Source organism: Streptomyces sp. NPDC047061, assembly GCF_040643955.1.
GTDB lineage: Bacteria > Actinomycetota > Actinomycetes > Streptomycetales > Streptomycetaceae > Streptomyces.
The window spans coordinates 101,418-122,520 of record NZ_JBEYVI010000037.1 but is presented as its reverse complement, the minus strand read 5'-3'; the positions used below and the strand labels follow the sequence as shown (position 1 = coordinate 122,520).

Annotated in this window: 17 protein-coding genes and 1 pseudogene; 9 read left to right on the top strand and 9 right to left on the bottom strand. The window is 69.8% G+C overall.

Annotated features, from left to right (window positions below):
- Positions 1-32 precede the first annotated feature (32 nt).
- Together ABZ887_RS38800 and ABZ887_RS38795 are read right to left on the bottom strand one after the other, a co-directional pair.
- Entirely contained in the window at positions 33-791 is a 759-nt protein-coding gene (locus ABZ887_RS38800) for an IS3 family transposase (protein WP_361300672.1), read from the bottom strand.
- Positions 792-796: 5 nt separating this feature from the next.
- The gene (locus ABZ887_RS38795) at positions 797-1,123 is read right to left on the bottom strand and encodes a transposase (RefSeq protein WP_361300657.1); all 327 of its coding nucleotides are present in this window, start codon (positions 1,121-1,123) and stop codon (positions 797-799) included.
- Positions 1,124-1,174: 51 nt separating this feature from the next.
- Between ABZ887_RS38795 and ABZ887_RS38790 the strand changes: the two are divergent.
- A pseudogene (locus tag ABZ887_RS38790) lies at positions 1,175-1,728 on the top strand (alkaline phosphatase family protein); the annotation flags it as partial.
- Between the two features lie 150 nt (positions 1,729-1,878).
- Here the strand turns inward: ABZ887_RS38790 and ABZ887_RS38785 are convergent.
- Positions 1,879-2,337, bottom strand: a complete 459-nt coding sequence (locus ABZ887_RS38785) for a transposase (RefSeq protein ID WP_361300654.1) — start codon at positions 2,335-2,337, stop codon at positions 1,879-1,881.
- A 127-nt stretch (positions 2,338-2,464) separates the two neighbouring features.
- Positions 2,465-2,980 (bottom strand): winged helix-turn-helix domain-containing protein, encoded by a 516-nt coding sequence (locus ABZ887_RS38780; RefSeq protein WP_361300651.1) that lies wholly within the window; start codon positions 2,978-2,980, stop codon positions 2,465-2,467.
- Positions 2,981-3,313: 333 nt separating this feature from the next.
- On the opposite strand from ABZ887_RS38780, the gene ABZ887_RS38775 reads away from it, so the two are divergent.
- Positions 3,314-3,610 carry a hypothetical protein gene (locus ABZ887_RS38775; protein ID WP_361300648.1) on the top strand — a complete coding sequence of 99 codons (297 nt, stop codon included), beginning with the start codon at positions 3,314-3,316 and terminating at the stop codon, positions 3,608-3,610.
- A gap of 10 nt (positions 3,611-3,620) precedes the next feature.
- On the opposite strand, the gene ABZ887_RS38770 is transcribed toward ABZ887_RS38775, so the two are convergent.
- The 3 genes from ABZ887_RS38770 to ABZ887_RS38760 all read right to left on the bottom strand — a co-directional run bounded on the left by ABZ887_RS38770 (position 3,621) and on the right by ABZ887_RS38760 (position 7,959).
- Positions 3,621-4,495 (bottom strand): IS5 family transposase gene (locus tag ABZ887_RS38770; RefSeq protein WP_361300645.1). Its coding sequence is split into 2 segments (ribosomal slippage): positions 3,621-3,670 and positions 3,670-4,495, totalling 876 coding nucleotides; the frame shifts between segments, so codons are not numbered across the junction.
- 45 nt (positions 4,496-4,540) lie between these two features.
- The gene (locus ABZ887_RS38765; protein ID WP_361300642.1) at positions 4,541-6,448 is read right to left on the bottom strand and encodes an FHA domain-containing protein; all 1,908 of its coding nucleotides are present in this window, start codon (positions 6,446-6,448) and stop codon (positions 4,541-4,543) included.
- 488 nt (positions 6,449-6,936) lie between these two features.
- Entirely contained in the window at positions 6,937-7,959 is a 1,023-nt protein-coding gene (locus ABZ887_RS38760; protein ID WP_361300639.1) for a LacI family DNA-binding transcriptional regulator, read from the bottom strand.
- A 167-nt stretch (positions 7,960-8,126) separates the two neighbouring features.
- Between ABZ887_RS38760 and ABZ887_RS38755 the strand changes: the two genes are divergently transcribed.
- From ABZ887_RS38755 to ABZ887_RS38735, 5 genes are all read left to right on the top strand, one after another.
- Positions 8,127-9,398: an extracellular solute-binding protein gene (locus tag ABZ887_RS38755; RefSeq protein WP_361300636.1), complete on the top strand. Its 1,272-nt coding sequence runs from the start codon at positions 8,127-8,129 to the stop codon at positions 9,396-9,398.
- A gap of 63 nt (positions 9,399-9,461) precedes the next feature.
- Entirely contained in the window at positions 9,462-10,367 is a 906-nt protein-coding gene (locus tag ABZ887_RS38750; protein ID WP_361300633.1) for a sugar ABC transporter permease, read from the top strand.
- A complete protein-coding gene (locus tag ABZ887_RS38745) occupies positions 10,364-11,275 on the top strand; it encodes a carbohydrate ABC transporter permease (protein WP_361300630.1) in 912 nt (303 codons plus the stop codon). The genes ABZ887_RS38750 and ABZ887_RS38745 overlap by 4 nt, the downstream gene beginning before the upstream one ends.
- A 2-nt stretch (positions 11,276-11,277) precedes the next feature.
- Positions 11,278-13,926, top strand: a complete 2,649-nt coding sequence (locus ABZ887_RS38740) for a hypothetical protein (RefSeq protein WP_361300669.1) — start codon at positions 11,278-11,280, stop codon at positions 13,924-13,926.
- Between the two features lie 177 nt (positions 13,927-14,103).
- Positions 14,104-16,974 carry a hypothetical protein gene (locus ABZ887_RS38735; RefSeq protein ID WP_361300627.1) on the top strand — a complete coding sequence of 957 codons (2,871 nt, stop codon included), beginning with the start codon at positions 14,104-14,106 and terminating at the stop codon, positions 16,972-16,974.
- Positions 16,975-17,039: 65 nt separating this feature from the next.
- Here the strand turns inward: ABZ887_RS38735 and ABZ887_RS38730 are convergent, their stop codons facing one another.
- Positions 17,040-18,644 carry a metallophosphoesterase family protein gene (locus tag ABZ887_RS38730; RefSeq protein WP_361300624.1) on the bottom strand — a complete coding sequence of 535 codons (1,605 nt, stop codon included), beginning with the start codon at positions 18,642-18,644 and terminating at the stop codon, positions 17,040-17,042.
- A gap of 277 nt (positions 18,645-18,921) precedes the next feature.
- Here ABZ887_RS38730 and ABZ887_RS38725 point away from each other — a divergent pair, with 277 nt between their 5' ends.
- Together ABZ887_RS38725 and ABZ887_RS38720 are read left to right on the top strand one after the other, a co-directional pair.
- Positions 18,922-19,818, top strand: a complete 897-nt coding sequence (locus tag ABZ887_RS38725; RefSeq protein ID WP_361300621.1) for an RNA polymerase sigma-70 factor — start codon at positions 18,922-18,924, stop codon at positions 19,816-19,818.
- A 102-nt stretch (positions 19,819-19,920) separates the two neighbouring features.
- Positions 19,921-20,667 (top strand): SDR family oxidoreductase, encoded by a 747-nt coding sequence (locus tag ABZ887_RS38720; protein ID WP_361300618.1) that lies wholly within the window; start codon positions 19,921-19,923, stop codon positions 20,665-20,667.
- Positions 20,668-20,753: 86 nt separating this feature from the next.
- Here ABZ887_RS38720 and ABZ887_RS38715 read toward each other — a convergent pair whose 3' ends face one another.
- Positions 20,754-21,095, bottom strand: coding sequence for a hypothetical protein (locus ABZ887_RS38715; RefSeq protein ID WP_361300615.1), 342 nt, complete (start codon positions 21,093-21,095; stop codon positions 20,754-20,756).
- Between the last annotated feature and the right edge of the window lie 8 nt (positions 21,096-21,103).

Below are 21,103 nucleotides of genomic sequence, written 5' to 3'. Positions count from 1 at the left end.
AGGACACCCACAGGGTCAGTCATAAGCAAGGGTCAGACCGACACGGCCGGGACCACCCGATCCTTGCGGGATCCGGTACGAAGAGACTGACAGTCGTACGCGTCACCGACGGATCCGATGCTCGCCGCGATGCCGGCGGCGTCCAGGTGCTCGGCGAGGCGGAAGCTCGTGTACTGAGACCCGGCGTCCGAATGATGTATCAACTCACCTGGCCGGATGGGGCGTTGGTCCCGGTCTCGCTGCCAGATCGCCATCTCCAGGGCGTCCAGCACGAACACCGTCTCCTTCACCGTGGCGGCCGACCAGCCCACGATCCGGCGCGAGAAGGTGTCCACGACGAACGCGACATAGACGACGCCGGCGAATGTCTTCACGTGCGTGAAGTCGGCTACCCAGCAGCGGTTCGGAGCGCCGGCGACGAAGTCGCGGTCCACCAGGTCCGGGGCCCGCCCCGCCTGGCCGCCGGAGATCGTGGTGATGACGCGTTTGCCGCGCACCGCGCCCTGGATGCCGAGCTCGCGCATCAGGCGCTCGACGGTGCAGCGGGCCACCGCATGCCCCTGCCGGTTCAGCTCGCGCCAGATCTTCCTCGCTCCGTAGACACGGTAGTTGGACGTGTAGACCTCATGGATCCTCTCCTTGAGCTCCTCGTCGCGCACGGAACGGGCGGAGGGGGTTTCGAGGCGTTTCTTGTGGGCGTAGTACGTGGAAGGGGCGATCTGGCAGTCGTGTGCGGTGAGCGTCCTGCAGATCGGCTCGACCCCGCCGAAGCGGTCCCGGTGCTCGTCGATGAACGCTACGAGCGCGTGTGTGGCCGGTCGAGCCCGGCCGCGAAGAAACTCGCCGCGGCCTTCAGGATCTCGTTCGCCCGCTTCAGCTCGGCGTTCTCCTTCTTCAACGCCTTGAGCTGGGCGGACTCCTCCGTCGTCGTCCCCGGACGCTGCCCCGCGTCGATCTCGTACTGCTTCACCCAGTTCCGCAGCGTCTCGCGGGAACCGATGTCGAGCTTGTCCGCCACCGCCTGCAGGGCGGCCGTCTCGTTCGGGTAGTCGTCGCGCACTTCGGCGACCATGCGCACCGCCCGACGGCGCAGCTCAAGCGGGTAACGGGAGGGTCGTGCCATGACTCAATCCTTTCACGGAATCGAGTCTCTACCTGACACGGGGCGATTCACCCCTTCCAGTTCGCCCTCGCGGAGACGTTCACCATCTGCGACAACTACCTCTGCTCGGTCTTCGGCCCCACCTGGCCCAACCGCCTGATGTGGATGACCGGGACCATCGATCCCGGCGGCACCCGGGAGGTCCGATCATCAGCAACGTGGCGCCCACGCCGTACCGCTGGACGACGTACGCCGAGCGTCTCCAGGCCGCCGGAGTCAGCTGGAAGGTGTACCAGGAGGAGGACGACTACGGCACCAACATGCTAGAGCAGTTCGCGACGTTCAGGAACGCACGGCCCGGCTCCGACCTGTACGAGCGGGGCGTACGCCCGCAGATCCACGGCACCCTCGAGGACGACGCCCGCAACGACCGGCTGCCGACGGTGTCGTGGATCTGCCCCACGAGCTACGAGTCGGGGCACCCGGACTACCTGCCGGTCGCAGGGGCGGACTACGTGGCGTCGAAGATCGAGGCGATCGCGTCGAACCCCAAGGTGTGGCCCAAGACCGCCTTCATCCTCAACAATGACGAGAACGACGGCCTGTTCGACAACGTGGCGCCGCCGATCCTGCCCGGAGCCGTCCAGTCCTTCCCGCATCAGAAGAAGGGCCGCCGCCCGCACACCTGAGCGCCCGGGCGCGGCGACAGGGCCGAGGGCCGACTCCGCCCGCCGGTGGGAGCAGTCCGGCGGGCGGGGTGTCGGGTTCCCGGCGTACTACTGATCTTTTCGTAAGTTCGGTGGGGGTGGTGGGTGGATGGTCAGGCCGGTATGCGCGAGGAATGACCATGGCAGTCGGGGGTTGGCATTGATGCGGCGGATGCCTTGCTCGGTGGCGTCGGCGACATCGGCGAGGTGGTCGCCGGCGAGGTTGGCAAGTTCGCGTTTCTTGAGTGAGGACCACAGCAGTTCCACCGGGTTCAGCTCGGGAGCGTAGGCGGGTAATCGCTCCAGGGTGAGCCAGTCCTGTTCGGTGACCCAGGCCCGCATTGCCCGGCTCCAGTGGGCGGACAGGCCGTCCCAGACCAGGACCACTCGCTCGCCGCGGTAGAACACCTTCATCTGCTCCAGGACCTCGATGAGTCCGGCGGTGTCGTAGCTGCCGGGCTTGAGGTGGAAGCACAGGCGGGCCCCGCGACCGCGGTCGGTGGAGTGGTAGCCCAAGGCTCCAGCCATCGACGCGCGCTTCCAGTTCAGGCGGTGCCGCAGGAGCGGAGTCCGCCCCGGGGCGAGTAGGTACGGCGGATCTGAGGAAGCAGGGAGACTCCTGATTCGTCGAGGAAAACGATCCAGGCACATGTGTTCACGGCCCCCTTTTGATGCGCGGCCACTCGTGCGCGATCCAGCGGGCAATCTCCGACTCGTCCCGCTCGACCGCCCGCCGCTCAGGCCGTTGCAGGCTCCAGCCGAGCCGGCCGGTCAGCAGCCGCCACACCGACGCCCTCGACAACACCACCCCCGTTGCCCGGGTGACGACCACGCCGACGCGTTCCAGGGTCCACAGATCGACCTCGAAACCATGAGCCTGGGCACCCTCCTCCAACGCAGCCCGGACCATCTCGACCTGGCTGTCGTCCAGCTTCGGCGGGCGTCCGGTGGCTGCCCGCCTCCGCAGGCCCGAAGCACCGTCCTGCTCCCACACCCGCCGCCACCGCCGCACACTCTCGGCACACACCCCCACCGCCCTCGCGATCTCCGCATTCGAAACGCCACCCTCGAACAACTCGACTGCCCGAACACGACGCGCCTCCGCCAACTGAGGCCGCGACAAGGGAGGAAGGGAGGAGCCGGCAACCGAAGGGGAAGGTTGATATGCCACCCCGACAGCCTCCCACCCACACGGCCACCACCCCCACCGAACTTACGAAAAGATCAGTAGGGCGTGTATCGGAAGTGGGTCTTGGAGCGGCTTGGTATCTGGGCATACAAGCTTGTCTCGCAAGATCGGCAGCGGTCGATGCGCAGGTACTGGTAGTAGTCGGCTGTGGCAGGAGACCTGTGGACCCCAGTGATTTCGATGGTCGGTGTGGCTGTAGGTGGTGCGTTGACGTATCTGACCCAGCGCACGACGCAGCGGGCAGCTGACCGGGCTGACGGACAAAGGCGGGCTGCGGCGCGAGCGGAGGAGCGACGTGCTGAGCAGATCAGGACCGTGCTGGAGTTCATCCGGTGCGCGCTGGAGGCTGAGGGCGTGGCGCATGCGAGGCCGCCCCGATGGGAGGTCGGTGATGACTGGTATGTGACGGCCAGGCCGGCGATGGACGGTCTTCGAATAGCCGAGAAGAGCATCGAGTTGCTGTGTGCCCCTGGCCTTCACTCACCGACGACCGCCTACGCCCGCGCCCTGAATCAAGCGGTCTGGCAGGAGCGTGACGAGGGGAACCTGGCCGAGCGCCTGGAGCCGTTCAAGGCGGAGTTTCTCGCCCTGGCACGCCGCAGTCTGGCCTGACGCCGTCAGGTCACAGCCACTCGTTGATCGCAGCCACCAGTACATCGCCTCGTAGCGCACACCAAGCTTGTCGTACCTCGTGGCCACGGCCCGGTGCCTCTTGAGGCGGTTGATGCCGCATTCGACAGCGTGGCGCTCACGGTAGTCGACCGGGTCGAACTTCGGTGGCCGGCCGCCGCGGGAGCCGCGCTTCTTGCGGTTGCGGGACTGGTCGGCCTTGTCTGGGATGGTGCAGCGGATCCCGCGCCGTCGCAGGTAGGCGCGGTTCTTCCGGGAGGCGCACGCCTTGTCGGCGCGCACTCGATTGGGTCGGATGCGCGGCCGGCCGGGTCCGAGGCGTGGCACGCGGACCTTGTCCAGGACGGGCTCGAACTGCGGCGAGTCCCCTCGCTGCCCAGCCGTCACCACGATCGACATAGGCTTCTGGCCCTGCTCGACGGTCAGGTGCAGCTTGGTGGTGAACCCGCCGCGCGAGCGTCCCAGTCCGTGATCACGGGGTTCGGTGAAGTTACCGCCCGGCGGTTCCTTCTGCAGGTCGCCCTGTTTCCTGGCCCCGACCGCATGCTGATGGGCGCGGCACACCGTGGAGTCGACGCTCAGGTCCCACACGATCTCACCCTTCGCGTCGGCCAGGGACTGAAGCTGGGCGAGGACTTGGTGCCAGGTGCCGTTCCGCTGCCATCGGCGGAACAGGTCGTAGATCCGGCCCCACGGCCCGTACTCGACGGGTATGTCCCGCCACGGAACACCAGTACGGACCCGAAACCGTATGCCGTTGATCAGTTGCCGCCGGGGCCAGACGGGCGACCGTCCCGCCTTCGTCCCCTTTGGCAACAACGGCCCCAACATCGCCCACTGTTCCTCTGTGAGATCTCCCCGCGCCATGAACCGCGATCATTCATCGCTCAAGATCCACTTTCGATACACGGCCTAGGCCTGGGCGGCCGGTTCCAGTGCCTCCACCGCCGCGGCGGCCGCGGACGAGTCCTGGCCGTAGAAGATGTCGATGTCGACCTCCTCGCCGCCCATGGTGAGCGTGTCCCAGGCGCCGCTGAGGACGAGCATGCGCAGGGTGGCGGGCTGCAGGGTGCGCAGCCGTTCCAGGATCGCCTCGTCGTCCGGCATTCCGGGCATCCGGGGAGCCAGGCGGGCACGGATGGCCTGCATGCGCTCCAGCAGCGTCTTGGTGTCCGCCTCGCGGTCGGGCTCTTCGGGGATCCCGTCGATGCCGTGGCCGATGATGTCCTTGATCGCCCAGGTGACACCCTGGTCGTCGGTGGTGACCATCGCCTTCCACGCCCGGCTCTTGTGCCGGTACTGCAGCATCGACATCGCCGCCTCGTGCCGGAGGAAGTCGGCGTCGCGGAACGACCTTCCGTTCCATGCCCCGTTGAGGGACCGGGCCAGCGAGATGGCCGAGGCGAGGCCGCTGTTGAGGCCGCGGCCCGGCCAGAAGTGGATCGAGTTCGCGGCATCGCCGAGCAGGAAGCCGTACGTGCCCGGCGTGTTGGTGGTGGGTGGCAGCAACTCGGCCGAGAACCGGGGGCGTTGCACCATGTCCAGGCGGAAACTGGTGACCGCCGACAGGTCGTCGGCCTCGACGCCGAACAGCAGCAGCCCCTCCTGCACCCGCCGCCACAGGGCCGAGCCCTTGACCAGGGCGGGCAGGAACAGGGTGCCGTGCGTCGAGCACTGGAAGTCGCCGTACTCGTCGCGGTCCATCAGGCACGGCCGGGAGGCGATGCACTCCTCGAAGACGCGGCGGACCGGGTCCAGGCCGATCACCTCGTGGGCCTCGGCATCGGTCAGCCGCATGTTGAGGAAGCCCTCGCCGCGCAGCGAGTTGAGCAGGAACCGGTTCTGGGCGACCGTCATCAGGACCGCCATGGGGTCGGTCAGGCCGGACTTGACGCGCAGGCCGAGGACGACGTCCTGGAGGTGGCGGCCGTCGAGGGAGTAGATCGACTCGTCGGCCTTGCCGAAGCGGGCGGCGAAGTGGTCCCGGGTGCGCGACCGGCCGCCGTCGCAGATCGCGAGCACGTGCTGGGTGGCGAGCGCCTCCTGCTGTTCCGCCGCGTCGAACCGGGCGGGTACGAGGCGTATCCGGTCCCGCTTCTCGTTGGCCAGCTCCAGCAGCCGGTCCTCGATGTAGGCGATGCGCATGTTGCGCGGGCTGTGGTCGCCGACCGAGTCCGGCCCTGAGGGCCACATCTCCGTGTAGTGCTCCGGGTCGAAGAGGCGCGCCTGGACCTCCTCCGGCCACGCGAGGTACTGGCGGCTCTGGACGGTCACCACCTGCTGGCGCCTTACGTTGCCCTCGTCCTGGCCCTTCCAGACGACGGTACGGCCCTTCTTGCGCCACCGGCCGTCGTAGACGGTGATCTTCACCTGGGGCCCGAGGAAGTGCTCGAGGAGCAGGGCCAGGGAGAGGCCGACAGGGCCGCCGCCGGCGACGGTGACCTGCAGTACGGGCCCCCGTTCGCCCTCCTGCCCGGCGTGTGTGACGGACCGGGGCAGGGAGAGCGCCATCAGCGTCTCCATCGCGTCCGCCACCTCGAAGCGGAACTCCTGGTCGCCCAGGCTGATCTCGTCGCCCGGCTGCAGCAGCCGGGACTCCACCTCGTCCCCGTTGACCAGGGTGCCGTTGCTGCTGGCCAGGTCGTGCAGGACATAGCCCTTGTCCTGGTCGAAGACGATCTCCGCATGGAAGCGGGAGACACTGAGGCTGGAGATGACGACAGTGTTCTCCGAGTTACGTCCGAAGGTGACGCGGGTGTCCAGGATCGGGATGCGCTCTCCCGCCAGCAGACCTTCGAGCCCGACGAGCACCGGTGCCACGGCACTTCCTTCCAGGAGTGGATGACATCAACATCGTTGCGGCACCACCGGACACTGCCACGCACGTCCACGCCGGGCGGCAGTCAACCGGCGGAACAGCAACACGCTTGACATATGGCCGAACCGTGAAATCGATCAGGTGTGACGGCGCCACGGTTCCCCTGGCGGCGTCCGGCTTTTCTCACCAATCGCCCCCAACTGGGAGCCTATACTTGCTCAGCCAAGTATTTCCAGTGGGCGCCATGCTGCGATCTCGTCTCGGCGCGGCGGGAGTTCACCGCTTTCGGCCAGTGACCCGCATCCGGGCGCGCCGGAAGCCCTGCCCGTTCGGCGGCCGGCCGTCGCGGCGGGCGCCACGGGCGCCGGGTCCGAGGGTTTTGGGGCCGCCACCACGACTGTCGCCATATCGTTCTCCAGCTCGTTTGGAATAACGTTATCGCAGGGGTGGCGCCCCGCACAGGGTCCGGCGAGGCACCGCGGCCCCGGGCTCAGGCCGGGATCTCGCCGGAGCCCCGGACCTTCAGGTTGACCGGCACGATCACCGTCTGCACCGGCCGGCCGGGGTCGGCGATGCGGGCACGGAGCAGCTCCACGGCCGTCTGGCCGATCTCGGCGGTCCGCTGGGCGACGACGGTGAGCGCGGGCTGCAGGAGGTCGGCCAGGGGCACCTCGTCGAAGCCGACCAGGGCCAGGCGGGCGGCGGCCTGCGGGCCGAGCTGCCGCAGGACCGTGAGCGTGGTGTCCATGTTGCCGGTGACCAGGGCGGTCGCCGGTTCCGGACCGCGCAGTGCGGTGTCCAGGGCGGCGGCCACCCGCTCGGCGGTGATCTCGCCCGGGTGCACCAGCCCTTCCACGCCCTCGCCGTGGGCCCGCAGGGCGGCACGGAAGGCGGCGGCGCGCTCCCGGCCGGAGAAGACGCGTTCGCTGTCGCCGATGTATGCGATACGGCGGTGACCGTGCCGGTGCAGGTGGTGGAAGGCGATGCCGATGCCGGAGGCGTTGTCGGACATGACGCAGTCGACGGAGATCCCGCTCATCGGGCGGTCCATGGCCACCAGCGGCATGCCGGCGTCCAGTTCGGGCTGGAGGTAGGCGTGGTTCTCGCCGAACGGCTCGACGATGATGCCGTCGAGGCGTTGCCGGCACATGGAGATCAGGATGTCGCGTTCCCTGGTCTCGTCGAAGTCCGTGGAGGCGGCCAGGAGGGTGAGGCCGGAGTCGCAGGCCGTGCGTTCGATGGCCGCGAGTTCGGGGTTGACCTCGGCGATCCTGCGGACCGCGGCGCCGATGGTGCCGGTGACGCCGGTGCGCAGCTGCCGGGCACGCTCGTCCGGGGCGTAGTTCAGCGCGGCGATCGCGGCCTCGACCTTGGCGACGTACTCCGGCCCCACCGTGGGGTCGTTGTTGACCACCCGGGAGACGGTGCGCAGGGCCACTCCGGCCTCGCGCGCCACGTCGACCATCGTCGGGCGCCTGGGCCGTCCCCCGCTCTCACGCCGTGCTCGCGTCATCCGGCAGCTCCTCCTCGAAACATCGGACCGATATCAGACCGGCCCTTGACACATTCCCGCAACGCGCTTCCATCCTCGCGATAACGTTATCCCGCAGGATGTCGCGGCGTCGATCCTCTCCGGTCCGCCCCGTCCGCCGAGCCGCATCGTCCTTTCAGGAGACTTCCATGAGGCGCAAACGTCCGACCGTTGTCTGCCTGGCCGCAGCGCTCGCCCTCACCGGATGCTCTGCGGCGTCGACCGGGAGCGGGAAGGGCGGCGGCTCCCTGACCTACCTCACCTTCGAAACCCCCAGCCTGACCGCCAAGTTCTGGGACACCTCGATCGCCGACGCCGAGAAGAAGGTGCCGGGCGTGACGGTGAAGAAGATCGTCGCGCCGAGCACCGACCGGGACGCGTACGCCAAGCAGCTGCAGGCGTCGGGGCAGTTCCCGGACCTGCTCCAGTCGATCACCCCGTCGACGTTCGCGACGGCCGGGCTGCTCAGGCCGTACGACCAGAAGTGGGTGGACGCCAACTTCCTGCTGCCGCAGGGCAACGCCTACAAGGGGAAGGTCTACATCCCGCCGACCAACTCGCAGATCATCCCCGAGGTCTTCTACAACAAGAAGCTGTTCGCCAAGGCCCACATCAGTGCGGCCCCGAAGACGTGGTCGCAGTTCATGGCGGTGTGCGCCAAGCTCAAGGCCGCCGGGATCACCCCGGTCGAGCTGGGCGGCGGCGACCCGTTCGCGGCGTCCATGCCGCTGGTGGGCATCCTCTCCGCCGACGTGCTGGGCAAAGACCCGAGCTGGCTGCAGAAGCGCTACGCCGGCAAGGTCCACTTCACCGACGCCAACGTCAGGGCGGCGGTGGCCAAGTACCGGACGATGGTGAAGAAGGGCTACTTCGAGGACGGCGCCCTCGGGGTCAAGTACGCCGACTCGATCACGGACTTCACGTCCGGCAAGACCGGGATGTACATGATGGGCAGCTGGTTCCTCGGCTCGGTGCCCAAGGACCACGCCGACGACTTCGGCGCCTTCCTCACCCCGACCGAGGACGGGTCGCTCGTGGTGCCGTTCTCGGTGGGCGGCTCCATGGCGATCAGCGCCAGGACCTCCGACCCGGCGAAGGCGACCGCGTTCGCCGAGGCCTGGTCGCTGGACCCGGGCAACTACAAGGCCCTGATCGAGGGTGACGGCGCGTTCCCGATGCTGAAGAACAAGACCCTGGACGACTACGGCGTCAACGTCACCAAGGTCTTCAAGGACTCGTACTCCTACGTCACCCAGAAGAACAGGAAGGTCTCGTCGTTCGGCTGGGCGACCAACGACGACTCCATGCCCTCCGGGCTCAACAACGCCTTCTACTCGGCCAGTCAGGCGCTGTTCTCCTCCGACGACGTCGAGGGCCGGCTGGCCAAGCTGGATGCCGCCTGGGACTCGGCGACCAAGTAAGCCGCCTCGCCGGCCCCGGGCATGCCGGATCCGGGGCCGCAGATCTCCTCCGAGGGAAGAGCCATGACCACCCGAGCCGTGTCCATCCGAGTCCGCCCGCGCCGTGGCGACCCCGCCCTGGGATCGATCGCGTTCGTCGCGCTGGGCCTGTACGCCCTGTTCATCGTGGTTCCCGTGATCATGAGCGCCTGGAAGAGCCTCACGAACGAGAACCCGCTGCTGGCGCGGGCCGACTTCGTCGGTCTGTCCAACTACCGGGAGATGGCGCACGACAGCGCCCTGGCCGGAAGTCTCGGCTTCACCCTCCTGCTGGCCGGCGCGGTGACGCTGGTGGCCAACGCCGCGGGCATCGGGTTCGCGATGCTGCTCGACAGGACGTCGCTGAGCTTCCGGCTGATGCGTACCGTCGCGTTCCTGCCGCAGGTGCTGTCCGGTGTCATCGTCGGTTACGTCTGGCGCTACATCCTGGCCCGGGACGGCATCCTCGACAACGCCCTGCTCTCGCTGGGCGTCATCGACAAGCCGATCACCTGGCTGGGCAGTCCGCACCTGGCCGTGCTGTCGGTCGGGATCGTGGCCGCCTGGGTGCTGACGGGGTTCACCACCGTCGTCCACCTGGCCGCGCTGCAGTCGATCCCCGTCGAGCTCTACCAGGCCGCGACGGTCGACGGAGCCGGCCGCTGGCAGCGGTTCCGCCGGATCACGTTCCCGATGCTGGCCCCGGGCACCACGATCAGCGTCACCATCTCGCTGATCACGATGCTGAAGCTGTACGACATCATCGCGGTGCTGACCTCCGGCGGCCCGGCCGACTCCACCCGGTCCACCGCCCTGTACATCATCCAGCTGGCCTTCACGGACGACCGCTACGGCTACGCCTCGGCCGTCGCGATGCTCCTGCTCGTGGTCTCCGTCGTCATCGCGCTGTCCGTGACCGCCGTGCTGCGCCGCCGGGAGGTGGACCTGTGAGCACGTCGACCTCGCAACGGCCCGCCGTCCGGCGGCGGCCAGCGGTACTGGGTGCCGTTCCCGTACCGGGGCGGGAGCGCCGCCGGGCCTGGTCCTCGCGGGGACACCTGCCGGCGGCCGGGCTGCTCACGCTGGCCTTCGTCAGCCCCGTCTACCTGACGGTCGTCAACGCCTTCAAGTCGCAGGACCAGATCATCCGGAACCCGGCGGCGCCGCCCGCGCCGCCGACGACGGGCAACCTCACGGACGCCCTGGCCCGGTCCGACCGGATCGTCCAGATCGGGCTCACCAACTCCGCGGTCACGGTCGTCGCCTCGGTGCTGCTGCTCATCCCGCTGGGTGCGGCGCTCAGCTTCTGGCTCTCCCGGCGCCCGGCAGGGCTGCGCCGGACCGTCCTGGCGTGCTTCGGCGCCGGCCTGATGATCCCGCCCGCGGTGGTGCTGCTGCCGACCATCCGCATCCTGGAGTTCCTGCATCTGGACCACACCTATCCGGGGCTGGTCCTCGCCAACGTCGGCGGCGGCTACCTGTCGTTCGCGGTGTTCGTCTACTCCGGCTTCCTGCGGTCGGTCCCGGCCGAGATCGTCGAGGCCGCGACCGTGGACGGCGCCAGGAGCCTCAGGGTCTGGTGGACGATCGTCATGCCCCTGCTGCGCCCGGCCACGGCGACCGTCGCGATCTTCCTGTCGCTGTGGATCTGGAACGACTTCATGAACCCGCAGTTCATCCTCGGCCCGCTGCACGGCCAGACGATCACCACCGGGATCTACCAGTCGGTCGGTCAGTTCTCCACCGACTACGCCCAGCTGTTCGGCGTGATGCTGCTGGCGGCGGTCGTTCCCGTCTCCGGATACCTCGCGTTGCAGAAGCAGTTCATCGCCGGACTGACCTCGGGAGCCACCAAGTGACCATGGAAACCGCCGCCGGAGCCGTGGACATCGGCCGGACCGGTGTGCCGGACCTGGCGGACGTCGCCGGGCACTGGGTCGGCGCGGACGAGATCGCGCACCTGCCCTCGCTGCGCAACCAGCAGGGCCAGGCGCATGTCAACCACGACCTGACCTCCCTGTCCTGGCTGGCCGCACCGCCGTTCACGTTCGGCTACCACACCGGTGAGCTGCGCGTGGACGGCGTGGTCCCGGCCGCGCAGCGCTTCCTGTGGAAGCCGTGGGGAGTGCGGCGCGAACACCGCCGCCCGGACGGCCTGTTGCTGACCACCGACACCCGGATGGCGCTGTCCCGGGACCTGCTCCTGTGGCGGATCGAGGTCACCAACGAGAGCGACGAGGCCCGGACGGTCGAGCTGACCCAGGACCTGTTCGCGATGGCCGCCCACGCCGAGGCCGGATACGGCTGGCTGTACGACGGGCCGTGGAACCACGGCATGCACCACGACTTCATGGCGCTGGAGCGCATCCGGGCCACCACGGGCGGCCGCGCGCCGCACTACCTGCTGTCGCCGGCGGCGCGCCGGCTCAGGCTGGGCAGGCCCCGGGTACCGGGGATCCAGCGCGACGAGGACCACGGTCCGATGCTCCTGGACGACGCGCTCCCGGCGCACGTCAGCCACGACAAGGAGCCGGAGCCGCGGGCCGGCGTGGCCGGGGCTGTGCGCGGACTCGGGGTGGCCGGGGCCGACGGCGAGGTGATCCTGCGGGCCGACGGGACCATCGCGCTGACACCGGGCGGCGAGACGAGCCTGGACCCCTTCGTGCTCTCCCCCGGCCTGACGATCGGGTTCGAGCTGCGGCTCGACGCGGCGGGGCAGTCCGGGACCGTCCTCACCCACGGCAACCACCCCGACTCGCTCCAGATCGGCGTCGAGGACGGCCGGCTGTGGCTCGGCGTCACCGGAGAGCGCGAGCTCACCGACACCGCGCTCGCCGCCGGGATCTGGCACCGCGTCCGCCTACAGATGGCGGCGGACGAGGTCGTGCTGTCTCTCGCCGGTGCCGAGATCGCCCGTACCCGGCACTGGACCGAGTCGCGCCGCTGGGTGTCCCGCACCGAGGACGGCCCGGTCGCCTTCGCCGACACCCGGTCGCCGGCCCGCGCCGCCTACGCCTTCGCCGGGCCGTCCGGCGCACTGCGGGCCGCGGGCGCCGGCCGCCGGGCGACCTGGACCTGCCGGGTCGAACCCGGCGGGAGCGTGGTCATCGGGATCGCCTGTGCGTACGGGACCGACGCCGGCGCCGTCGCGGCACAGGCCCGTGGCGCGGCCGACGACTTCGAGGCGACGCTGCGGGCCGGGCAGGACGGCTGGCGTCGGCTGTGGGCCGCCGTGTTCACCCCGGGCAACGACGACTTCTCCGGGCACCTGCCCACCTTCACCACCGAGGACGCCGGCCTCGCCCGCACCTACTACACGGGGGCCCTGCAGGCGCTGTACCTGCGCACCACCCGGATCCGGCCCGGTGAACCGGTGTTCCTCACCGGCGGCCCCCGGCTCGGGCCGACCACCACCTACTTCTGGGACCACTGCGAGTGGAGCCGCCTGTACGCCCTGCTGGAACCGGCCGGCCTGCGCTCCTGGCTGCTGCGGGTCCTGGCCGGCCCCTACCGTGACTCCTTCGGCGTGGAGAACCTCGGCGGCGGGCCGCTGGGCAACGCCTACAGCTCCACCGACTACGCCCTGTTCAGGCTCATCGAGCACTACGTCTGCATCACCGGCGACCTCGCCCTCCTCGAAGAGACGACCGGCGGGGCGACCGTCCTCGCGCATGCGGAGCGGCTCGGGCTGGGGTGGCGCGAGCGGCGCAGCGCGGCCACCGGCGGCGTGCTGGCCGACTTCGGTGCCGATCCGTGGCAGCTGCTGGAGTGTGTGCCCACCTACACCGGTGTCGTCGCCTCCTTCAACGCCGCCTACGTCGCCTCGACGCGCTCGCTGGCCGGGCTGTACCGGCGGCTCGGCCGTCCGGGGGATGCCGAGCGGGCCGAGGCCGAGGCCGGTCGGCTGGCCGAGGCGCTGCTGGACCTGTACGCCGGGTCGGGCCGCTGGCGGATCCTCCGCCCGGACGGGACCGACACGATCGGGCACTGCCTGGACTTCGGTCTGGTCGCGGCGGCCCTGCACCGTGAACTCCCGGAGCGGGTACGGCGGGAGATGGCCGACTTCGTCACCGGCCGTCTGCTGGTGGGCGGTTGGATGCGGGCGCTGAGCCCCGCCGATCCGATCGCCGCCGCCTCCGACCGTCCCGACCACGGCGCGGCCGGTGCCTTCGCGGCCTGGCCCGGTGTCACCGCCCACGGCCTGGCGCGCCTCGGCCGTCGCGACCGGGCGATCGCTCTCCTGCGCGGCCTCTCGTCCGCCGCCTCGGGCGGTCTGTGGGGACAGGCCATGGAGATCGTGACCGGGCCGGACGGCACGCACCGGGCCCGGGTGGCCGAACGCGGTACCTCCGTCCGCGACAACATCGCGGGCGCGGCCGGAGCCGAGGCGGTGCTGTCGGCCCTGTTCGACATCAACCCGACGTTCGGGACCGGCCGCACCGCAGGACTGCCCGCCGCGCTGTCCGTCGAGGGCGTCGGGACGCTCACGCATCTCGGCCCGGCCGCCTGAGCGACCCGGGCCGCACCCGCCCGGGAAACCGCACCGCAGAGAGGCCCCCATCGCGACCTCGTCCCGCTGTCCCGGGCGGGTCTCGCCACCACCAACGGCCGTCCGGCCCTGCCGCACCCCGCTGAGACACCCCCGCCCAAGCGGAGCGGGACACCGCGAGAGAAAGGTCACCGCACCGTGACAGCCTCACCCCGCCACCGGAGACGCATCAGCGACCTGATGGCCACGGCCCTCGTGGCCCTCGGCCTGACCACCCTCCAGGGCGGCACACCCGCCGCCGCACAGCCCCTCGGCGATCCCACCGCCGCCCAGGCCCTGTCCACCGTGGCCCGGTTCCAGGGCGTCTGGAACTCCCCGCCCACCGATCTGGCGAACGGCGAGACCGTCGACGCCCCGCTGCTCGGCAACGGCGATGTCGGCGTCGCGGTCGGCGGCTCCGTGGACGACCAGACCTTCTACCTCGGCAAGAACGACTTCTTCTCCACCGCCACCAACGGCATCGAACCGCTGGGCCGGATCGTGCTGTCCGTCCCGGGGCTGGCCGGCTCGGACTACCACGTCGTACAGGACATCGCGCAGGCGCAGGTCGAGGGCACCTACACGCTCGCCGGCGAGCAACTCTCGTCCACGAGCTGGGTGTCGGCGACCCGGAACCTGTTCGTCACCACCCTGCGGCTGTCCGGCTCGCGGCCGCAGCAGGCGACCGTCACCGTGCAGGACGGCCTCGGGAGGACGCCGGCGACGTCGAGCGAGAACGGCGTGCTCGACGCGGACGTGCAGGCCGGCACCACCGACGCGCCGGGCAACCCCCACGCGCGGATCGCGACGAGCGTGCGCGGCACCGCCGCGAGCGTGTCGGGCAACCGGATCAGCCTGACCCTCAGGCCCGGCGTGACCTACACCGTCGCCGCGGCCGTACAGAGCAGCCATGACACACCCCGCTACCGGTCCGCCGCCCACGCGGCGGCCACCGCGCTGACCGGCGGCTCCCTTGCCGGGCTGTACGCGGCCCACGAGTCCTGGTGGCGGGAGTACTGGTCCCGGTCGTTCGTGCAGATCCCCGACCAGGCGGTGGAGAAGAGCTGGTACGGCTCGCTCTACCTGCTCGGCTCGGTCTCGCGCGCCGGGAAGTACGCCCCGGGGCTGTGGGGCAACTGGATCACCGGGGCCATGAACTGGTACGGCGACTACCACGCCAACTACAACTACGAGGCGGCGTTCTACCCGGCGCTGTCCACCAACCACATCGCCCAGATGGGCTCCTACGACGACCCGATCCTGGACTGGATACCCAGGGGCAGGGCAAAGGCCGCCGCGGCCGGGTACCAGGGTGTCCTCTATCCCGTCGGCCTCTCGCCCAACGGGACCAGCGCCGCGGACGACCTGTACAACCAGAAGTCCGACGCCGTGAACTTCGCCAGCGACATGGTCATGAAGTACGAGTACACCCGCAGCGCCTCCTACGCGCGCAAGGTCCTGCCGTACCTCGAACAGGTCGGGCTGTTCTGGCAGCACTACCTGACCTGGGACGCGGCCACAGGGACGTACACCATCGAGAACGACGCGCCGCAGGAAGGCGGGGTCTATCCCCAGACCAACAGCATCCTCTCGCTCGGCCTTGTGCACCTGCTCTTCCAGGGCCTGATCGACATGAGCAAGGACCTGCACATCAACGACTCGCTCGTGCCCACCTGGCAGCACATCGACAAGAACCTGGCGCCGCTGCCGACGATGTCGAGGAACGGCCAGACCGTCTTCCGGCAGACCTCCGAGGGCTCCGGCCGGGTGACCGACGGCAACGACGTCGCCATCCAGGCCGTCTACCCCGGCCTCCAGGTCGGGCTGAACGACTCCGCCGACCTGCTCCGGACCGCGCAGAACACCGTCGCGCAGCTGGACAACTGGCACAGCGACAACTCCCCGGCCACCCTGTACGCGGCCGCGGCGATGGTCGGCTACAACCCCAGCACGCTGATGGACGAGCTGCACGCCGAGGCCACCGCCTACTCGTACCCGAACATGGCCGTGCACCACTACGGCGGCGGCATCGAGAACCTCAACGTCACCACCTCGGGGCTCGACGAGATGCTCCTGCAGTCCTACCAGCACGACATCAAGGTGTTCCCGAACTGGCCCGCGAACTCCAACGCCAAGTTCGGCGGCCTGCTCGCCTACGACAACTTCCTGGTCTCCAGCAGCATCCGGAACAACGCCGTGGAGTACGTCCGGATCACCGGTCGGTCGGGCCGGAACCTCACCTTCACCAACCCCTGGCCCGGCAACGCCATGGAGTACTACGTGGACGGCGTCCACAAGGGAACCCTCTCGGGCACCACCATCAAGCTGCACACCACGGTCGGTGAGACCATCGACCTCGCCCCGGCCGGCACCAGTCGGGCGACCGTCCAGCACGAGCTGTCCCAGCCGGCCCAGTCCGCGGCGACCGCTTCGCTCACCACCGGCTTCGAGACCGGGCAGACCCAGCCGACCTGGACCGACACCGTCGACAACGCCGACACCCACGGAGACGGCAACTACGGGGTGACCGGCCTGTGCTGCGGCCTCACCGGGCCCCAGGCGGCCGTGCGCACCGGCGAACAGGCCCACACGGGCGACGCCTCGCTGATGTACTCGGGCTATGCCAACGGCGGTTTGTACGACCATGCCTACCTGCAGGTCTACGGCTTCAACGGCGCGCCGCTCACCGTCCGCAGGGACACCACGCTCAGCTACTGGATCTTCCCGCAGTCCGACGCCACGACCCCGTGGGTGGACGCCGGTTCGGACAACAGCACCTGCGTCGCCGTCGACCTGGTCTTCACCGACGGCAGCGCCCTGCGGGACTCCGGTGCCACCGACCAGTCCGGCAACGGGATCCATCCGGCCCGGCAGTGCGGTCACCTCACGCCGGACACCTGGAACCACGTGACCGTGGGCCTCGGCGCGGTCGAGGCGGGGCAGGCGGTCGCCAAGGTGCTCCTGGGCTTCGACCGCTCGGGGGCCACGGGTGGCTACCGCGGTTACGTGGACGACGTGAGCATCGGCTGACACCGGGGATCCGGGTGCGGGCCGGGCGGTTGCCGCCCGGCCCGCGTGTCCCGTCCGTCGTGCGATCAGCCGTCGGAGCGCTTGCGGTGCAGGCTGAAGGTCTCGAAGACCGACAGTTCGCCGTTCGGCTTGTTCACGTTGTAGTACGTGACGTGCATCCGGGTCGTGTCACCGGCGTGCCGGCCGGGGTCGACGGTGAAGGCGGCGAAGCCATAGGGGTGTTCGACGTCCCGGACGCCCACCCACACGGCCTTCTCCTGCACGTAGGTGGAGGTGCGCTTGCCGTTCGACCCGGCGGTCGCCGACACCGCGGTGATCACCTTGCCGGTGCCGTCGTTGAAGAACTTCTGGTTGGTGGTGCCCGAGACACCGCCGCCGCCGAGGATCATGTGCACGGTGCCCAGGTCGGCATCGATGTCGTCGGTGGCCTGGGAGACCGGGTTGGGCGTCAGCGTCTCGCTGCCGTTCACGACGCCGCGCACGGCCAGCGAACGCTCGTAGTTGTGCTCGTGACCGCAGAGCACCAGGTCGACGCCGTACCGGTCGAACAGCGGGCCGTACTTCTCGCGCAGACCGAGGTCGGCGCCGTTGGCGTCGGAGGAGCTGACCATGACCTGGTGCATGGCCACGACCACCCAGTCGACGTCCTTGGCGGAGCGCGCCGCCTTCAGTTCCTTCTCCAGGAAGGCGAGCTGGCGGCCGCCGGAGTAGCCGCTGATGTAGACGTCGCCGCCGTCCTGGAGGCAGTTGTCGTCGTTCTGGAGCACGATGACCCGGACCGAACCGGCCGTGAACGCGTACCACAGGTTGGCGAGTTCGGCGTCGGTCTCGGTGGAGGGCAGCGAGAAGTACGTCTGGAAGGCGCCGAGGCCGAGCGGGCCGTTGGCCTTCTCGATCTCGTGGTTGCCGGCCGCCGGCATCCAGGGACGGAAGCGCGCCGAACGGCTGTTGTTGGTGAAGAAGTTGTTCCAGGTGCGCACCCGGTCGACGTCCAGGTTGGCGTAGCAGAGGTCGCCGTTGAGCAGGTGGAACAGCGGGGCGACCTGCTCGATGCCGGTGACGATGTCCTTGGTCGCCGGCGTGGAGTTGGCGTCCAGGCCGACGGTGCCGTCGGCCGCCCAGGTGACCTGCGGGGCGGACTGGTCGCCGAAGCTGGTGAAGGTGACCGGCCGGCGTCCCTGCGGAGCGGTGCGGAACGTGCCGCTGTCGGGGGTCGCTCCCTCGTGCGTGGCGAGGTACAGGTAGTCCGTGTCCGGGGTGAGCCCCTTGAGCGGGGCGTGGTGGACGTAGACGGTGCGGTTGGAGGTGCCGTCGACGTAGGTGACGGTCCGGGCCTTCTTGCTGGAGCCGAAGCCGTGCTCCAGGGTGCCGTAGCGCACGACGGGCTTGGTCACCGGACGGTCCGTGATCCAGGACACCGTCATCTGGGTGCGGGGGTCCGCCCCGAAGGTCAGGTGCAGGCCCTGGACGGGGGGTGCGCCGGAGGAGTCCGCCGTGAGGTGGAAGGCCGGAGCGTCGAGCGGCGCGGCCTGTGCCGTGCCCGCCCCCAGCAGGCCGGTGGCGGCGGCGCCCGCCCCCGCGGTTCCCAGCAGGCCCAGCGCGTGACGACGGCTGAGTCCCTCCTGGCCCCCCGCCGGTCTGTCCTCTGTCGACTCTGTGTGTGTGGTCATGACGCCCTCCCGACATGCAGCTGAGCTGACAACGACCGCACCCTTGCCCGGCCCAACTGCCGCCACATGAACACCACATGACCACCTGGCCATCACGCGTCAGGCATCACGCCGACAAGACCGACACGTGCCCGTCCCTTTACCGGCCGCCGACTCCTCCTTGACCTCCGGAGGGCCGCCGACACGACCTCCGGGGAGCCGCCGACACCCCGGCGGCGGTGTGCCGGGCAGGCCCGGACCGGCTTGTAGCATGCTGGTCCGACCCTGGAGGACATCGATGCACGCCGCCGACCACGCCGACTCCCTCGACCGGGCGACCAAGGAGTTCATCGCGGCGCGGCCGCAGCTCTTCGGTATCGCCTACCGTGTGATCGGCAGCGCCGCGGAGGCCGAGGACATCGTCCAGGAGGCGTGGATGCGGTGGCAGAACACCGACCGTGCCGGTGTCCGTGAGCCGGCTGCCTTCCTCGCCACGGTGACCGCCCGGCTGGCGATCAACTTCACGCAGTCGGCACGGGTGCGCCGGGAGTCCTACGTCGGCCCCTGGCTGCCCGAGCCCGTCGACACGAGCGGGGATCCGCAGCTGGGCGCGGAGCGCGCGGAGGCCCTCGACATGGCGGTCCTCTTCCTGCTGGAGAAGCTCAACCCGGTGGAGCGGGCCGCGTACGTGCTGCGGGAGGCGTTCGACTACACCTACCGGCGGATCGCGGACATCGTGGAGACCAGCGAGGCCAACGCCCGCCAGCTGGTGAGCCGGGCCCGCAAGCGGCTGACGGCGGAGCGCAGGGAGCCGGTCGGCTCCGCCGAGCACCGGCGTTTTCTCGAGGTGTTCCTCGCCGCGGCCCAGCACGGCGATCTGCCGGTGCTGGAGGAGGTCCTCACCGAGGACGTGGTCAGCTACGCCGACGGGGGCGGAATCCGCGGGGCGTCGAAGATCCCGGTGGTCGGGCGGCCGCACGTCTCCCGGTACCTCGCCGCCTTCGCCCCGCGCTTCTGGCCGCAGTCGCAGGTGCGCTGGGTGGAGGCCAACGGCAGGCCGGCCGTCCTGGTCTCGGCCTCGGGGAACCCGTTGGCCCTGCTCACCGCCGACGTGTCGGAGCGCGGCATCGAACGCCTCATGTGGGTGATGAACCCCGCGAAGCTGGCTCCCTACGTGGCGTCGCTGGACGGGTGAGGCCGTCGTTCTCCCGGCTTCTCGGGCCGCGTGTCACACACGGGGAGGCTGTCCGGTCTCTTCGAGTGGAAGCACCAGAAAGATCCCGAGAGGAATTCCGTCATGAAGGTCGTAGTGATCGGTGGCACCGGACTCATCGGCTCGAAGCTGGTCCGCAGGCTCGTCGAGCAGGGGCACGAGACGGTGGTCGCCTCGCCGAGCACGGGCGTCGACACACTCACCGGCGAGGGCCTGGCCGAGGTCCTGGCGGGCGCGCCGGTCGTGGTCGACGTGTCCAACTCCCCGTCGTTCGAGGACCAGGCCGTCATGGACTTCTTCCGCACGTCCACGGCCAACGTTCTCGAGGCGGAGGCCGAGGCGGGTGTGCGGCACCATGTGGCGCTGTCCGTGGTGGGTACCGACCGGCTCCAGGGGAGCGGGTACTTCCGGGCCAAGCAGGTCCAGGAGGAGCTGATCAAGGCGTCCGGCATCCCCTTCTCCATCGTCCACGCGACCCAGTTCTTCGAGTTCGCGAAGGGGCTCGCCGACGGGCTCACCGAGGGCGACACCGTGCACCTGCCCGCCGGCCGGATCCAGCCCATCGTCTCCGACGACGTGGCCGCGGCCGTGGGACGCGCCGCGGTCGGCGCCCCGGTGAACGGCGTGGTGGAGGTCGGCGGCCCCGAGGTGTTCGAGCTGGAGGAGTTCGTCCGCATGGGGCTCGCCGCCCAGAACGACTCCCGCAAGATCGTCACGGACCCGCGGGCGACGTACTGGGGTGCCGAACTCCAGGAGGACACGCTCCTGCCGGGCCCGGACGCGCAGCACGGCGAGGTCGGGTTCGCCGACTGGCTCGCCCGGCAGCAGTAGGCCGCGAAGGGGCCCGGCGCACCCGCCGGGCCCCCTGCTGAGCCGTGGGCCCTCCGCAAGCCCCTGCCCCGCCGTACGCCCCCGGCCTACGACGCGCCGACCAGCACCACGGTCACGCACACCGCCATCGCCGCGGTGATCAGGAGCATCGCGGTCAGCGTTCCGCGCAGCCAGTGTCCGAAGCGGGCGTGATGCCGCTGTTCCACCGCGCTGACGCTGGCGGCGATGTGCTCGGTCACCATGTGGGCGACATAGGCCTGTTCCTTGAGATACCAGCGCTCGATGTCCGACTTCTGCTCCTGGGTCAGCCCCGGTTCCCGTGCGACGAAGTCCGAGACGCGCCGGCGCGCCGCTCGTAGATGGGCCTGCTGGTACAGGAAGTCCTGGATGTCGGTCAGGCCGCGGGCGGCCTCCTCGCTCGTGTCCATGGTGTGCT

Coding starts and splice junctions, on each gene's coding strand:
- ABZ887_RS38715 (WP_361300615.1), bottom strand. CDS start 21,095: ATGGACACGAGCGAGGAGGCCGCCCGCGGCCTGACCGACATCCAGGAC.
- ABZ887_RS38755 (WP_361300636.1), top strand. CDS start 8,127: ATGAGGCGCAAACGTCCGACCGTTGTCTGCCTGGCCGCAGCGCTCGCC.
- ABZ887_RS38795 (WP_361300657.1), bottom strand. CDS start 1,123: ATGGCACGACCCTCCCGTTACCCGCTTGAGCTGCGCCGTCGGGCGGTG.
- ABZ887_RS38725 (WP_361300621.1), top strand. CDS start 18,922: ATGCACGCCGCCGACCACGCCGACTCCCTCGACCGGGCGACCAAGGAG.
- ABZ887_RS38760 (WP_361300639.1), bottom strand. CDS start 7,959: ATGACGCGAGCACGGCGTGAGAGCGGGGGACGGCCCAGGCGCCCGACG.
- ABZ887_RS38750 (WP_361300633.1), top strand. CDS start 9,462: ATGACCACCCGAGCCGTGTCCATCCGAGTCCGCCCGCGCCGTGGCGAC.
- ABZ887_RS38740 (WP_361300669.1), top strand. CDS start 11,278: ATGGAAACCGCCGCCGGAGCCGTGGACATCGGCCGGACCGGTGTGCCG.
- ABZ887_RS38730 (WP_361300624.1), bottom strand. CDS start 18,644: ATGACCACACACACAGAGTCGACAGAGGACAGACCGGCGGGGGGCCAG.
- ABZ887_RS38720 (WP_361300618.1), top strand. CDS start 19,921: ATGAAGGTCGTAGTGATCGGTGGCACCGGACTCATCGGCTCGAAGCTG.
- ABZ887_RS38785 (WP_361300654.1), bottom strand. CDS start 2,337: ATGGCTGGAGCCTTGGGCTACCACTCCACCGACCGCGGTCGCGGGGCC.